The organism is Mycolicibacterium llatzerense, assembly GCF_025331195.1.
In the GTDB taxonomy this organism is placed as follows: Bacteria; Actinomycetota; Actinomycetes; order Mycobacteriales; family Mycobacteriaceae; genus Mycobacterium; species Mycobacterium llatzerense.
The window spans coordinates 45,567-59,504 of sequence record NZ_LXOV01000001.1 but is presented as its reverse complement, the minus strand read 5'-3'; the positions used below and the strand labels follow the sequence as shown (position 1 = coordinate 59,504).

General features: G+C 61.3%; 20 protein-coding genes. 5 read left to right on the top strand and 15 right to left on the bottom strand.

What is annotated here, in order from left to right; genetic code table 11:
* Window positions 1-54: 54 nt before the first annotated feature.
* The 3 genes from A7G45_RS00400 to A7G45_RS00390 form a co-directional block, all read right to left on the bottom strand.
* On the bottom strand, window positions 55-1,095 hold the full coding sequence (locus A7G45_RS00400) for a bifunctional DNA primase/polymerase (RefSeq protein WP_260932194.1): 1,041 nt from the start codon (window positions 1,093-1,095) through the stop codon (window positions 55-57).
* 75 nt (window positions 1,096-1,170) lie between these two features.
* Window positions 1,171-1,764, bottom strand: a complete 594-nt coding sequence (locus A7G45_RS00395; RefSeq protein ID WP_260932191.1) for a hypothetical protein — start codon at window positions 1,762-1,764, stop codon at window positions 1,171-1,173.
* Complete coding sequence (locus A7G45_RS00390; RefSeq protein ID WP_260932188.1) at window positions 1,764-1,961, bottom strand: DNA-binding protein; 198 nt, start codon at window positions 1,959-1,961, stop codon at window positions 1,764-1,766. The genes A7G45_RS00395 and A7G45_RS00390 overlap by 1 nt, the downstream gene beginning before the upstream one ends.
* Window positions 1,962-2,285: 324 nt before the next feature.
* On the opposite strand from A7G45_RS00390, the gene A7G45_RS00385 reads away from it, so the two are divergent.
* On the top strand, window positions 2,286-3,494 hold the full coding sequence (locus tag A7G45_RS00385) for a hypothetical protein (protein WP_260932185.1): 1,209 nt from the start codon (window positions 2,286-2,288) through the stop codon (window positions 3,492-3,494).
* Between the two features lie 427 nt (window positions 3,495-3,921).
* Here the strand turns inward: A7G45_RS00385 and A7G45_RS00380 are convergent, their stop codons facing one another.
* Both A7G45_RS00380 and A7G45_RS00375 read right to left on the bottom strand, forming a co-directional pair.
* Window positions 3,922-4,983, bottom strand: a complete 1,062-nt coding sequence (locus A7G45_RS00380) for an IS630 family transposase (protein ID WP_016895231.1) — start codon at window positions 4,981-4,983, stop codon at window positions 3,922-3,924.
* Window positions 4,984-5,454: 471 nt separating this feature from the next.
* On the bottom strand, window positions 5,455-5,670 hold the full coding sequence (locus A7G45_RS00375) for a hypothetical protein (protein WP_260932173.1): 216 nt from the start codon (window positions 5,668-5,670) through the stop codon (window positions 5,455-5,457).
* A gap of 296 nt (window positions 5,671-5,966) precedes the next feature.
* Here A7G45_RS00375 and A7G45_RS00370 point away from each other — a divergent pair, with 296 nt between their 5' ends.
* From A7G45_RS00370 to A7G45_RS00360, 3 genes are all read left to right on the top strand, one after another.
* Entirely contained in the window at window positions 5,967-6,284 is a 318-nt protein-coding gene (locus tag A7G45_RS00370) for a transposase (protein ID WP_260932170.1), read from the top strand.
* Entirely contained in the window at window positions 6,281-7,174 is an 894-nt protein-coding gene (locus A7G45_RS00365; protein WP_260932168.1) for an IS3 family transposase, read from the top strand. The genes A7G45_RS00370 and A7G45_RS00365 overlap by 4 nt, the downstream gene beginning before the upstream one ends.
* Window positions 7,175-7,667: 493 nt before the next feature.
* The gene (locus tag A7G45_RS00360) at window positions 7,668-8,027 is read left to right on the top strand and encodes a hypothetical protein (protein WP_260932165.1); all 360 of its coding nucleotides are present in this window, start codon (window positions 7,668-7,670) and stop codon (window positions 8,025-8,027) included.
* A gap of 29 nt (window positions 8,028-8,056) precedes the next feature.
* Here A7G45_RS00360 and A7G45_RS00355 read toward each other — a convergent pair whose 3' ends face one another.
* The gene (locus A7G45_RS00355; protein WP_260932162.1) at window positions 8,057-8,530 is read right to left on the bottom strand and encodes a hypothetical protein; all 474 of its coding nucleotides are present in this window, start codon (window positions 8,528-8,530) and stop codon (window positions 8,057-8,059) included.
* A gap of 284 nt (window positions 8,531-8,814) precedes the next feature.
* Between A7G45_RS00355 and A7G45_RS00350 the strand changes: the two genes are divergently transcribed.
* Window positions 8,815-10,098 (top strand): tyrosine-type recombinase/integrase, encoded by a 1,284-nt coding sequence (locus A7G45_RS00350; RefSeq protein ID WP_260932160.1) that lies wholly within the window; start codon window positions 8,815-8,817, stop codon window positions 10,096-10,098.
* A 162-nt stretch (window positions 10,099-10,260) separates the two neighbouring features.
* Here A7G45_RS00350 and A7G45_RS00345 read toward each other — a convergent pair whose 3' ends face one another.
* The 9 genes from A7G45_RS00345 to A7G45_RS00310 form a co-directional block, all read right to left on the bottom strand.
* On the bottom strand, window positions 10,261-10,428 hold the full coding sequence (locus A7G45_RS00345) for a hypothetical protein (protein ID WP_260932158.1): 168 nt from the start codon (window positions 10,426-10,428) through the stop codon (window positions 10,261-10,263).
* On the bottom strand, window positions 10,428-10,607 hold the full coding sequence (locus A7G45_RS32645; RefSeq protein WP_407667526.1) for a ribbon-helix-helix domain-containing protein: 180 nt from the start codon (window positions 10,605-10,607) through the stop codon (window positions 10,428-10,430). The genes A7G45_RS00345 and A7G45_RS32645 overlap by 1 nt, the downstream gene beginning before the upstream one ends.
* Complete coding sequence (locus tag A7G45_RS00340) at window positions 10,604-10,753, bottom strand: hypothetical protein (protein WP_260932156.1); 150 nt, start codon at window positions 10,751-10,753, stop codon at window positions 10,604-10,606. The genes A7G45_RS32645 and A7G45_RS00340 overlap by 4 nt, the downstream gene beginning before the upstream one ends.
* Window positions 10,754-11,108: 355 nt before the next feature.
* Entirely contained in the window at window positions 11,109-11,351 is a 243-nt protein-coding gene (locus tag A7G45_RS00335; protein WP_260932153.1) for a DUF7427 family protein, read from the bottom strand.
* Entirely contained in the window at window positions 11,348-11,722 is a 375-nt protein-coding gene (locus A7G45_RS00330; RefSeq protein ID WP_020102675.1) for a DUF2746 domain-containing protein, read from the bottom strand. Before A7G45_RS00330 ends, A7G45_RS00335 begins: the two co-directional genes overlap by 4 nt.
* Window positions 11,719-11,940 (bottom strand): hypothetical protein, encoded by a 222-nt coding sequence (locus A7G45_RS00325; RefSeq protein WP_260932146.1) that lies wholly within the window; start codon window positions 11,938-11,940, stop codon window positions 11,719-11,721. Before A7G45_RS00325 ends, A7G45_RS00330 begins: the two co-directional genes overlap by 4 nt.
* Window positions 11,941-11,954: 14 nt before the next feature.
* Entirely contained in the window at window positions 11,955-12,764 is an 810-nt protein-coding gene (locus A7G45_RS00320) for an alpha/beta hydrolase family protein (RefSeq protein WP_260932144.1), read from the bottom strand.
* A complete protein-coding gene (locus A7G45_RS00315; protein ID WP_260932141.1) occupies window positions 12,761-13,708 on the bottom strand; it encodes a M15 family metallopeptidase in 948 nt (315 codons plus the stop codon). Before A7G45_RS00315 ends, A7G45_RS00320 begins: the two co-directional genes overlap by 4 nt.
* Window positions 13,705-13,926, bottom strand: a complete 222-nt coding sequence (locus tag A7G45_RS00310) for a hypothetical protein (protein WP_260932138.1) — start codon at window positions 13,924-13,926, stop codon at window positions 13,705-13,707. Before A7G45_RS00310 ends, A7G45_RS00315 begins: the two co-directional genes overlap by 4 nt.
* Window positions 13,927-13,938: the final 12 nt, after the last annotated feature.

The following is a 13,938-nucleotide window of genomic DNA, read 5'->3' as shown; positions in this document are numbered from 1 at the left end:
GTGTCGCTGCTAGATCGTTGACACTGGGTTGGCGCTGGGTGTCGTTCACCGTGGTCACTGGTTGTTCTCTTCCTTGCTCACAAAGTCTCTGTCCCACTTGGCCCGTAGCGCTGCCTCCGGCGTATCTCGCACCGCCCCCACCGCGTACCGCTGGAGGGCTGCGAACTCGGCCAGGTCCAGCTGCCTGTCGCGTTTGGCGTACCGTTTCTCGGCCCACAGCTGTATCTGCTCCACGGCGTTCCACCAGCTGTACCGGCCGCCCTTGGCTTCGCGAGCTGCCCAGCACAGCGCGTCTCGCACCGCGTTGCGAACGCTGTCGGCATTGGCTGCCTTGGCACGACGGATCAAATGCGGCACCATGTCGGGCTGAGGCCCGCTGTCGTAGGCCAGCTCGAACCGTGCCACTTCGGCGCTATCGGCTTCCCGCCCCCTCCCCGCCACGGCTGCTTGGGGCAGTCCTTCCAGATACGTTTGGGGCAACTGCGGAAGGTCTTCGACAAGCGGCAGGACACCTGTGGCGCTGCACAGTCCGTTGGGCATGTACAGCTGGTACGGCCTGCCGGTGTGGTGCCAACTCGGCGGGGCGACGAGGTAGCGGTGATGTCTGTCTAGGAACTCCACGCCGCCGTTGGGAGGCTCTTTCGGGTAGAAATCGTTCGGCACCCGGAACAGGTAGATGCCGCTGATGCCGTCCACGCGAGCGCTGACGCGGTACGTTGCCGGCAACGGCCCGAACTGCGATCTCCAGCGATCTAGTGTTTCAGCGCCGCTGCGCCCGTCGTACGCGTCCACGTCGATACCGAGCACGCCGAGAGGGCACCGAACGCCAAGGGACAGTACGCCGGGGTCTGCGCCTTTCTTGATCTGCCGGGCCACCGAATGCACCAGGCGCTCGAATTCCTCCGGTGTGGCGTCGACGCCGTTGTAGCCGTGTCGGCCCTTGCGCCACGGAAGTTTGAGTCTGCCTTTGTGTTCCTTGCCTACCGGGAACTGTCCGACCCAACCATTGACGCCATTGTCTTCAGCCTGCCTGAGAATCCTTCCAACAGAGACACTTTCGCCCGCGACACCGGGCAACTGGTCAGCTAAGCTCATCTGAGGTCCTTACCTCCGGTCGATGACCCCGTTTCTCCTCAACCCTGGGAGCGGGGCCATCGTTGTTTGTAGTGGTTAGTGTTCGGGTGCGATGTGTCTGAACTTGGCGGCGCACGAATCACACACGGTCACTACGGAAATGAATTCGCCGAACTTGACCGCGTAGCGCTCGCTGGGCTTTGCGCACGGGTTGTCGCACGACCAGCTCATCCCATCGCAACCGTTGATTTCCATTGCCTTATCGGCAATCAAGATCCACTGAGCTGTGTCACTCAAGGCGAAAGCGCTTTGAAATTTGGGACTTACGGCGTACAGCTGCGTTGGCAGGTCGCGGTCATGCCACGGAAACAGGCTGTCATCAATTGCGAACTCCGGCGGTGTGGCAAAGTCGCGTCCGCCATCGTTGCAGTACTCGGTCATGGTGCCGCCGCAGTACGTCATCGTCCATTCGCGACGACACTGGTTGAGCAGTGACCACGCCAGCTCGACGGCTCTCGGCGCACTCGCCAGGATTGCTGCGTCGACTTGTGTTACGTCGGTGGCGCATATCTCGTTAGCCAGCTTATTGATCTGCTTCCACTGGTCGGGCATCACGCAAACGCCGCCCACTTCGCGCAGCATGCGGTTGTGCTCGCGCCAACGGTCATCGCTCCAAGATTGATCGGTCATCAGAGAGACGCCACCAGTTCATCGAGGCTCTTGCGGGACCAAAATGCCTGCCTTCCAGAGATTCTCGGCTTTTCCAGCTTGCCGGTCTTGTATGCGTGGGTCTTGATCGTGCTCGCGGTCGTGGCGGCGAGCCCCAAGCTGCGTAGGTATTCCACCGCCTCATCTGTGGTCAGATAGGGCTTCGGCAGTCTGCTCATGTCTGCAATCGCCTTTCAGGTAATTGAACGAATAGTTCAGCAAGCCAACGAAATTGATGCGCTGGCAGTTGAACTGTAAGCAACTCTAGGCGGCGCTTCGCGGCCTGTCGCACTTCCTGGAATTGCGGAATTTTGAAACATATTGCGCTATAACGGTTTATAGAGGCGTGACGAGAGTCTGTAAGCATCCTTAGGTGACTGGCATCGACCCTGGGCAGCTAAAACCGACCGACGCGAAAGCGGGTTTTGGGTCACCTTTCTCCCAAGAGCGGCCCGCTTTCGCGGAATCGGTTCCCATAGCCACTCATACGGAGAACTTCGCAAATGACCACCTACACTGCGCCGCGTGGCGTGAACCCCCTCTTTGCCGGCGCTGAGCCGCTGGCATCCCTTCTCTCGCTGCCTCCATTTGGCGGGGAAGGCGGTTACAACGATTCCGGCGATGCGCTGCCTCGTGTGACGGAGACAGCAGACGGTGTAGACCTCAACGTCATCTGGACGGAAATGCAGCAGGCGCTGGACAAGTGGAACTCCAGCCGAAGCGCTATCGCGGACCTGCTGTCGTATTGGCACACCAGCACGGCCGACGCTGTGCCCCAGGGCCTCAACGAACAGAGCTTCGAGGAAGCGTCCGAATACGGTGAGCCCGAAGGTCTGCGGCCTCCGGCTGAGCACGCGCTGCTTGGATACACGCTCAAAGACTTTGACCGGGCCGCACGTTTCACATGGCGGGCCTTGCGAGACATGGATGCCCGTCAAGTGCGAGCTGTACACGATGGCGCAATGAACAGTGACAACCGTCTTGTCACCGGCACAATCCTGCAGCGCCTGTTTGACCCCGCGCCTGAAGAGAATGCGACCGGGCACACCTGTTACGGCCTGTGGTCGGGTGACGGCACCATGCCGCCTCTGTGGAACGGACGCCAGTTCAACGGATCCCATTCGCACTACAAGACCACCGGCGCGGTAGATATCGACAGCGAAGACCTGCTAGAAGCGTTGAAGGACATTCGCGAGCACGGCTACGGTGTGGTCGATTCGGGCCAGGAAGTGATCGCGTTGGTCAGTGAGCGCGAAAGTGAAGTGATTCAAAGCTTCCGGGCCAACGTGGAGAACAACAATTCTGTCACGAGCAAGTGGGATTTCTTGCCCGCGAGCAATCAGCCGAGCTTCATTCTGCAGGGACCGGGCGAGCTGGTCGGCAACCTGCCCGCTGGCGAAATCTTCGGTCTGCCTACGGTCGGTAAGTGGGGGCCGGTGTGGATCGTTGAGACGCAATTCTGTCCCGATGGGTACTTCGCGATGGTCGCCACTGCTGGACCAGGCTCTGCATCCAACCCGATTGGCGTGCGGCAGCACACCAACAAGCTGTATCAGGGTCTGCGACAGCTGCCGGGTACCGAGAATGGATACCCTCTGCTCTCGTCGTTTTACTCGCGCACGTTCGGCACCGGAACCCGTCACCGGGGCGCTGCCACGGTGCGCCAGCTGGCCGTGGGCAACACCTACACCGCGCCGTCGATTCCTCGCTAAACCGTCGTGTGTGGGAGAAGGTGCGTGTTGTGAGTAGGAACTCATCAAGTTCGGGTTCTCCGTTCGCAGGGGTCAGTGAGTACGACCGTCGTCGGCAAGAACTGTCGCCCGAGATGGACTCGGAGGGATCGGAATACGGTTGGGGCGCTGGCATCACTCCTCGCGGGCTTGAAGATGCCCCGGCTAACGAGGGCGGGCGTTACCACGGCACCACGCCGGAGCCGGATGTTGTGATCACCTTCAGCAACGACCAAAGAATGTAAGACCATAGTGCTGCATCGAGATCAGTCCGCTAGTACCGATCACGATGCAGCACTAGCCATCTCGGATTAGACCGTATTGTTCATTGTCCGGCACGCTCCAAACCCGACCAGCCGCCAGGGCAGTGCATAGGCACCACTTGCCTTGAGCGTGCGCCTTGACCCCGCTAGTGTCGCGCGTCTGAATTTGTTTTACGGGCGTGGGGCAGGATTTCGTCGGCGGTCTTGGTCCACACGAATGGGTGGCAACGTTGGTTCCAACCGTCGATGAATGCGCCGATGGCTGCGATGAGTTCTTTGACGCTGTCGAACGATCCCCGGCGGATCGCTTGGCGGGTGATGATCGAGAAGAACACTTCGACCATGTTCAGCCAGGAACCTGATGTCGGGGTGAAATGCAGTGTCACACGCGGATTCTTGGCTAGCCACGCGTTGATGTCCGCATGCTTGTGGGTGTGGTAGTTGTCGCACACCACATGTAGCCGGCGCCTCGGATACGCCCGGGCCACGGTCTTGAGGAAGTCGAGGAACTCGGCTTTGCCGTGACGTTCATAGCAGCGGTCGGTCACTTTCCCGGTCGCGATCTCCAGTGCCGCGAACAGGGTCGCGGTGCCGTTGCGCTGGTAGTCGTGTGTGGCCTTCTCTGGCAGACCCGGGCGCATCGGCAGGATCGGTTGGGTCCGGTTCAGTGCCTGAATCTGCGATTTTTCGTCTACGCACAAAACGATCGCTTTCTCGGGCGGGTTCAGATACAGCCCGACGACGTCACGAACTTTGGCTTCCAGTTCGGGGTCGGTGGAAAACTTGAACGTCTGGCGGCGCCACGGTTTGACCCCGTAGCGTCGCCACGCCCGGGCCACGGTGGCATCCCCGACGCCGAGGTACTTACCCAGCAGACGACTCGACCAGTGCGTCACCGCCAACGAATCCGGCGGCGGATCGAGTGTGGCCGCCAGGATCGCCGCGTCATCGACAGTCTTAGGTCGACCACTACGGGGTTCATCGTCCAGACCGTCAATGCCTAACGCGGCGAACCGATCCCGCCACTTGATCACCGTCGGCCGCGACACCCCCACCAGTCGGGCCGCTCCCGACGTGCCCGCACCATCGCCCACGGCCAACACGATCCGGGCCCGCTCAACATGGCCGGCAGGCATCGTCGAGGACCGTGTCCACGACTGCAATGTCGCACGATCCTCATCACTGATCACCAACGCAGATGACGGCATACACCATCATCGCACACTGTAAACTAATTAATGACGCGCGACACTAGATGCGCCTTCACCCATCTAGCGGGGTCGAGTGCATTTATTCGCCCGCTGCCGTATCGGTTTCAGCAACCGTGGCGGGAGGGGGTTCTCTCGCGCGAACCTACATCGCCTCAGCATGCATGCGCGCCCATTCCAAAGGGTGAACTTGGCGGAGATGATCGAAGATGCCGTGTGGGTCAACCTGAGTGGGAGCATCGCAGTCCAAACACCAGCAAGCCCCACTGTCCGCGTAGTGGATTGTCATTTGGAACTGGGCTTGCATCGTTGTCAGGAGCTCGGCGACGTCGGGTAGCGGCGAGTGACAATTGCTGCACTCGTGACCGAATACGAGAACCTCCCCGGTTTGCCCATAGACGTGCATCAGCATTTCGTTCTCGCGGTGGCACATGCCGCAGGTAGTTGTTTTCCCGGCCTCAAAACTTGAACTCACGCCGCCTTCTCCTCGCGGTCACCAAACCCGATGCGTTCCAGAATTTGGTCAATCTCTTTGCATTGCTGGTCAAGTGCAGACCTGGTTTCGCGCAACCGCTCTACGAACGCTGCGAGCTCAGATTGATCGCCTGTCAGCTTGGGGCCCACGCCTTCGACCACCTTGCACAGGTTCTTCGCCAACTTTTCGGAGGTATCGACTAGCGCGTCCACGGCCCGATTCGCTTTGTCCTTGGTCTCGGTCTGCTGGCTGACTGAATCAGCCTTGTCTCCAGTAGCTTTCGGCTCGTGAGGCTTCTTGGCTGCCCGGTAGTACCGACACCACTGGTCCCGCTCGGCGTCGTACTCTTCGGCGTCATCGAAGTTGATGATTCCGTCTTCTAGTCTTGGCGAAAGTTGTTCTGCTGGAGTGCAATGCCCGGCTTTGGCTGCGAGCTGCCATGGGAGGTTCCCCAGTTTCAGTGGACACCTGAGATAGCGGGACGGTGTCCTGCTGGAAGGATGTCGATATGTCGCGGACGCGTCGGTCGTTCACACCGGAGTTCAAGGTGGAGGCTGCTCGTCGGGTGATTGACAGGGGCCGGCCGGTCTCGGAGGTGGCCCGCGAACTGAACCTGCACGAGAGTCTGCTGGGCAAGTGGGTGCGTCAGGAGAGGGTCCGCGACGGGGTGGCCAGCGATGCCCGCCATGGGCCGCCAGAAGGCGATCTGACGGCCCGTGAACGCGCCGAATTGGTGCGGCTGCGTGCGGAACTGGCCGAGAAGGACCGAGATATCGCCTTCTTGAAAAAAGTATCGGCGTACTTTGCGGCACAGCAACATCGGTGAGTCGGTTTGAGCTCATCGCCGCGGAGTGCGCCGACCACGACATCGCCACACTGACCGAGCTCCTCGACGTCTCACGCTCGGGCTATTACGCCTGGGAAGCACGGCAGCGACGCACCGAACCCACGCCGCGGCAGCAGTGGCGCCGCGATCTCGAGGTCAAGATCCTGGCCCACTGGCAAGAATCCCGACGCACTTACGGTTCACCACGGATCACCGCCGACCTGCACGCCGCTGGGGTCTCGGTGTCGGTCAACACCGTCGCGGCGATCATGGCCGAGATGGGCATCGAAGGCATCAGCCCGCGCACCTTCAAGGTCAAAACCACAGTCGTCGACCCGGCGGCGTCTTTCCCACCCGACCGGGTGGGCCGGGTCTTCGATCAAGGCCGCCTCGATGCGGTATGGACCTCCGACATCACCTATCTGACCTGCGGTGAAGGCGATGCCTACCTGTGCGCGATCCGCGACGAGCACTCGCGACGGGTGCTGGGCTGGTCGGTGGCTGACCACATGCGCACTGAGCTCGTCGAGCAGGCGGTGGACGCGGCGGTGTTCACCCGCGGCGGGTCGGTGGCCGGCACCATCTTGCACTCGGACCGGGGCAGTCAATACACCAGTCACGACTTGGCCACAGTCTGCTCCGATCACGGCCTGCGCCGCTCTATGGGGGCCACCGGCATATGTTGGGACAACGCCGGGTCCGAATCACTGTGGTCGACGGTCAAGCACGAGTACTACAAGCGGCATGCCTTCACAACGTATGCGAATCTTGCTGCGGGACTTGACAATTACCTTCGCTACTACAACCATGACAGGCGGCATAGTTCACTGGGAATGATCTCACCTATCGACTTCGAGATCACCGCACGGATCAATCAGCAATCAAGCTAACCGTGTCCACTTTTTCAGGGGAACCCCAATGCTTTGTAGTACAGCTGTACAGTTCGGGCGGACACTCCGGCTTTGTCTGCGAACTGGTTCGCAGTAACCCGGCCCAGCTTGTCGGCCTCAAGATCGCTGCGACCGCGTTCGTCGCCTGACACATGCACATTGCGTGCAACGAGCAGACCTAGCCGCCAACCGCCCTGTTTGCAGTGCTGCCCGAACTCGCGGGCGTCGTCATCCAATGACATAGGTACCCCTAGTGAATGCTTCGCAGCGAAGCTGCTCAGCGCGTGAACAATGGGAGCCCCGGTTGTTCACCTGTGCCTTGGGGGTTCTGGCGATTGGCTTTACGGCGTGCCGGGTGATCAGACACGCTCTGCCGCTTCAGTGGCCTTGCCGATTCTCACGACACAGGGTTGCTCGCGTGGCCCAGAGTATCAGGAGCTCGGCAGCGCCTGCATGCAGGTTTGCTAAAGCTTGCTGACAGCAACCTTTCAGCATGGCTAACATCCGCGATATGAACACAGATGATCAGTTCGATCTTTGGCCATTGATCCTCGGCAATCTGCTACTCGCCGTAATCGTGTGGCTTCTGGTTGTGGGCGTCTTTGGCGCAATCGCCGCGCTTGTCGCGCCAAGGGATCGCCGACTGGTGTTCTTTCTGCTGACGTTCTTCTTGTTCGGCCCGTTCGGCATCGCGCTGGCCGCCATCGCAAACTCACGCGAACCAAGCCCGCCCGCAGGGATGCGTGACCAGTTTTGCCGACGATGCGTAGCCCGCAACATGATTGCCAACGATGACGACAACTACCAGTGCTGGCGCTGCGGCAGGGACCACGGAGTGCTACCGAAGAAGTAACGCGGTCGGTTTCCGACGGGCGCCTTGTGCTAGTTGAAGAGCGGATTGTCGGGATGCTGACTTTTCGCGAGCTGGCTATTCAGATCATCGAAAGCTTTGCTGTAGTTAGGGCAATAGGCGGTCATTGCTACCTCCATGAGCGTGATGGCGCTGCTTGGTGTCGCGCCCTTACTGTCGATCAGGTAGTCACCAATCCACTTGACCGACTTCACATTGACGCCGTACTTGTCGAAGGTGTCGCAGACAACGGCCTTACCGTCGATCGAGGGCGCAGCATTCGCTGGTGCTGCATGGGTGACTACGCACAGTCCGGCCAACGCCACGGCGGCAAACCCACGAAACATGACAACTACCCCCAAGATCGCTGAACAACTGCTGTCAACGTAGACAGCCGGTGTCAGTTCAGCAAGGTTCCAGCAGCAAGAGCCACCGTGATGTGTGGACGCGACGCCGTCGTGTGCGGTGGTCGGCCCCACGGTAGACCAGGTGACCTGCGCAAACACGTTTGTCAGCGACTGCTGACGCGGTGCTGACGTGGCTGCCCCAGAACGCGAAACAGGCCAGTGCCGACTTCCACAGAAACCGGCCCCGACCTGCGCGTTTCGCTAGTAGGGCGGGCGGGGCTCGAACCCGCGACCAAGGGATTATGAGTCCCCGGTTTTGGTAGAATTGGGCCAGGTCACAAACCGAAACATGCTGGTAGATACAGGTTTCTAGTAACTGGTATACGCTCCGTGTACACCTCCATGTGGACAGTCGTGTGTACACCTAGAAGGGCATCAACGGGATGGCGTTCAAGAAGAAGACCGAGACGGCACGCAGAGCCAGCGGCGAAGGCGGCATCTTCCAGCGCAAGTCGGACGGAATGTGGGTCGGCAGCATCGAGCTCGGCTACGACGAGAACGGCAGGCGCCGCCAAAAGCGCGTCTACGCCAAGGACTACGGCGCCCTCGTCGACAAGCTCGATGAACTCAAGGCCGACGCCAAGGACGGCCTATCAATCAACCGCACGATGACCGTCGCTGCGTGGGTCGAATACTGGCTACCAAACGTCCACAGAGAGAAAATCCGACCCACCACCTACGCCGGCTATGTCCACACGATCAACAACATCAAACGGGCGTTGGGGAAGACGAAGTTGGTGGACCTTCAGCCGGCGGATGTGCGGCGCATGGCGATCACGCTCGGGAAGGGGACGCGGAGGGCGCAGAAGGCTCACGTGGTGTTGCATCGGGCGTTGAATGATGCGATTGCCGAGGGGTTGATCCGGCGGAATGTCGCGGCGGTGGTGGATGCGCCTGACTATGTTCCGAAGGCGCGCCCGACATTCACGGTCGTGGAAGTTCACAAGATTCTCACCACGGCGCTCGAGACCCGCAATCACATGGAAGCAACCCGGTGGATGTACGCCTTTCTGTCAGGGACGCGGCCCGGTGAAGCACTCGGCGCGGAGTGGGATCGGTTGAAGAATCTGGACACCCCCAACGGCGCGGTGATGGATGTGTCGTGGCAGTTGCAGAACCTCACGAAGTCGCACGGCTGCGGAGATAAGGCGGATGGGGTTTGGCCGTGTGGCCGTAAGAACGGTTGGCGTTGCCCGGACTGGAAGTGGGATTTCCCGGTGAAGTTCGAGAACCGACCGCTGCATGATTCGTTGGTGCTGACGCGGCCGAAGTCGAATGCTGGTGAGCGGTGGGTGCCGATCATCGAACCACTACGCCAGGCACTCGTGACGTTGCGCGACATGGACAAAGGGCCGAACCCGCACGGGCTGGTATTCCACCGAGCCGATGGTTCGCCGGTCACGACGAAAGACGACAACGACGCATTCAGGTCACTACTCAAAGATGCCGGGATAGATGAGAAGCGGGCGCTCGTCCTCTACTCGGCCCGACACACAGCCGCGACCACGCTTCGGGCTGCCGGTACCGATGAGCACACGCGCATGGAGATACTTGGGCACAACTCCCCCGAGGTGACGCGCATCTACGCGCACGCGGATCAGGCGCGGAACTCAGTGATGATGGAAGCGTTGGCCGTACTAGTGCCGCCGGAACTCAATCAGGCCTGACTGTCGTACCCAACGCCTACCGTCCGCCTCGATCCGGGGCAATGTTCTGCGCGGCTGGGGATCACCACCAACCGGTGCCACCGCCGCGGTGTTCTGCGAGTGCCTCGAATGCGGGTGGCAGGCGTACAACGACCGCAAGGGGCGAGTATCGACGCCGCTGAGTCACGGCAGTGTGATGATGTCTTCGGGGTGGACGCTGCACTTGCTGCCGTCGGACCAGCGGACCAGAACGCCGGACTTGTATTGGCGGATGACGCGGCCAGTGAGCCCGTTGGTTTCGCCGAACATGCCGCTGTACTTCACGCGCTGCCCGTTGGTGTAGGTCTGCATCAGTGCCTCTGTAGATATTCGTCGATTGCTTGGCGGACGATTTTGGATAGTCCGACGCCGCGCTGGTCGGCGTGCCACTGGAGTGTGTCGCGGACGGTGGCGGGGACGCGGACTGTGATCACGGGCGAGTGGGTGCCGTCGCCGGATAGGGATTTGCCGCCGGGTGTCAGGTTGGTCATTCGCCGGTTAGCCAGTATTCGCCGATGTCGACGGTGTCGTTTGCGCCGTGGCCGAGGACGGTGTCGGGGCCGCGGTAGATGTCGCCGGTGTCGTCGATCCAGACGGTGGTGGGGAGTTCGTCGTTGTGGGCGGTCAGCTTGTGCATGTATCGAGTATGTCATACATAGTCGGGATTGCAAGGGTAGAACCGATGAAAGATCGTCCCCGACCGGGAGAGCACGGCCAGGGACGATCTACAGGTATAGACGGCTACGAGGGCTGGTCGGTTCCATGTAAAATTCCGGCCCGTTTCTTTACATGTCCCGGCAACATGTAAGGAAACTTGAACAGGCTATCTACCCCGCTAGGTACGACAAAACGCCCCCGACCATGTAGGTCGGGGGCGGTTCTTCAGGCTCCGGGAGGGTGAACCTGGACTGTGCGCCATGCAAGGCGCTGCAAGCCGGGGTGCGATAGTTACCGGCAGTTGTCAGCTTAGCGCCGACGGGTGACAAGTCAGGTCAACGCAACGGCCCGATCTTGCGCGCCAGGGTGCCCATGACAGCACCAAGCGGATCCGCGAACTTCGGCAGAATCCGCAGCAGATGCCCAGCGACGAGCACCACCACAGCGTGCGCCAAGACAGGATGCCGTGTGCGGAACCCGTCGAACGTCTCCGACAGCATCGGCGTACCCCGGCCTGCAGCCGCCACGTTGTGCACGGCCACGAGTCCACCGATGGCCGCCCAACCACTTGTGCTCATGCGGACCGCCGGCGCAACTCGTCGATATCGTCATCTAGGCGATCAATGTCCTTGTGGTGCATCGCCCGATCGTCCACGGCAGCATCAGCTAGACGCCCAATGTCCCTACGCAAGCCACGAATCTCACCGGTCACCGCCTCGTGGAACGCACGCTGGTCACGCTCCATGCGGTCGAGCTGCACCCGCAGGTTCGTCTCTTCCTTGTGGTCGTTGACGGTCTGCTCGTGAATCTCGGTGACCTTCGTGCCCGTCGAACGCGCCTTGAGCCACAGCGGCAGGGCGGTTGTTGCGAGGCCGATCGCGGCGATACCAAGCAGGGCAACGACGTCCATCCACGAGTCGGGGTTGAACGGGGTGATGCCGCCGCTCACTGGACGGTGCCGTCCTTGCGCTGCTTCGACAGAACGACGGTCGCCGTGCTGCCAGACGTGATCGCGAAGACCGCAGCCAACAGCGTCAACCACAGCGGGAGCTTGTCCGGGCTGATCCAGTCGTACCCGACAGCGAATGCCAGGAACGCCGTGGACAGCGCGTAGAAGTAATTTCGGACGCGCGCGCTCGATAGCTCGGCGATGATCTTGGCCAACATCGTGAATCCCCTCGTTAGGCCGCGACGGCGCGGCTGGACCAATCACGGACGTGCTGGATCGCCAGGCCGAGATACGTTTGCCCCGGCCAGACTTCGGCGAACTCGTAGGTGATGTGCGGCAGTGTCGGTGGGTTGGTCGCGACGAATCCGCCTGCGATACCGATGGCCTGGAACGCCGCGAGCGGATCCGTGAGCGCTTCGGTGACGATCTCGGGGACCTTCGCCGCGATGGCCGTCGCCGTGCCGATCGGATCGGTGAGCTCGAAATTCGTGACCATGTCGTACGCGGTCTGCATGATGTCGCCGGTATGGTTGTCCGGGACCGACGTGTACATGTCGTTGCGGTTCGCGAGCCAGCAGTGTCGCCAGTCGTACACGTCGCCATACCGCCACGACGAAATGCCACGGCCGGGCGTCGGCGTGCCAGCGAAGTAGCAGCCACCGTTGGGCCGAGTCGGATCGCCCAGCGAGAAGCTACACAGGTAGTTGCGGGGGTGCGTCTGCTGCACCCACTGCCGAACCTTCGCTGCGACAACAGCTCCCGCCGAGTAGCCGCCGATGACAATGCGCCGATTCGGTCGTTCGGCGAGCTTCGCGGTGATGAGCTTCTTCGCGTCGGCGAACGCGATGTCGACGGAGTGCTGCATCGACTTATCGCCGATACTCCCGGCCGCGCCAACTGGCAGGCCGCCCATCGTTGCGGGCCAGCGGGGGTTGAACTCCTCAACGAGATCAGCCGCGCCTTGGCAGACGCGGCTGACGTAATCCTGACCTATGATTCCGCCGGTGCCCCTGAACACCACGGCGAGGTGGCGACGGCTCACAGCTCGAACACCTTGTCGCGGACCGTCTTGCCCTTCGTGGGCCACGCGGGGTTGCCGGGTCCGGCCTGGTCGGCGAGATACACCAGCAGCTCGCGCTCACTCGCTGTGGCGAGGAACTTCTGATGCTTCGCGACCGGGTCCAACTCCGTTGTCGGCGGGGCGCCGGGGAGGCGCCAGCCGTCCTTGATGACAGTGTCCCATTCGGCGAGATACACACCGCCGTAACCGAAGTCGGGGTTGGACTTCCAGCCGCGCTGCTTCTGGAGCACGGTGGCCGCGTCACGGGTCGCCGTATCCCACTTCTTCGTGACCGGCAGGCCGAGCGCCTGCTGCCAGCGGCCGAGGCCGTCCTTCCAGGACTGGAGGTCGCCTTCGTACTCACCGGAGATGCAGTAGTCGGGGCCGTCGAGTGGGCCGTAGCAGTAGCCGACCGGCAGGGGGAATGCGTTGGGGTCGATGGCGCCGTTGCGGCGGAACGTCGAAAACCCGTCCGCTCGAATCTTCCGCTTGATGAAGTCGTTGCACCGGGCCTGGTTGCCGTACGTGCCGTACCCCATCTGGAAGTGCATCGAATCCTTCGGGCTGTCCCAATCGTTCGCCCACCAGATCATGTTCTCGTAGAACGAGAGAAGGTCACGGACAGTGGCGATTTCGGTGGGGTTGTATCCGGCGTATGCGTTGCCCATCGGATGCTGGTTCCAGTTGAGGTCCATCGCCGTGCCGCCGAGATGGTTCGACGTGGCAACCGAATTGGTTGCAGTCCAACCACCCTCGTCAGCACCGACGCTCAACGGCTCAACATAGGCGTTGAAGTCAGCCGCGAACGCCTTCATGATCGTGTTCGGGATGCCCCGCTGGAGCGGGATTCGGATGCTGGTTCCGGGGATCGGATTGCTGTCGCAAGCATCGATACCGCATGAGGGCCAACCATTTTCGGTGATCATTTCTTCTCTCCGTCCTCGCAATCGGGATTCAGGCAAACGGTGATCACGCCCAAGTCCCGGATGCCGTCTTCGGCGAATCCGAGGAACCGTGCGCGGCCGGCTGATTCGGTGCAGCAGGTGGAGCAGAGGATGCGTTCGATAGCTCCGTCGCTGTGCAGCTCGAGGCGTGTTCCGGCGCTGATTGCTTCGGCTACCAGTCGCAGCCCTTCGCTGCTCATGTGAATGCCCAT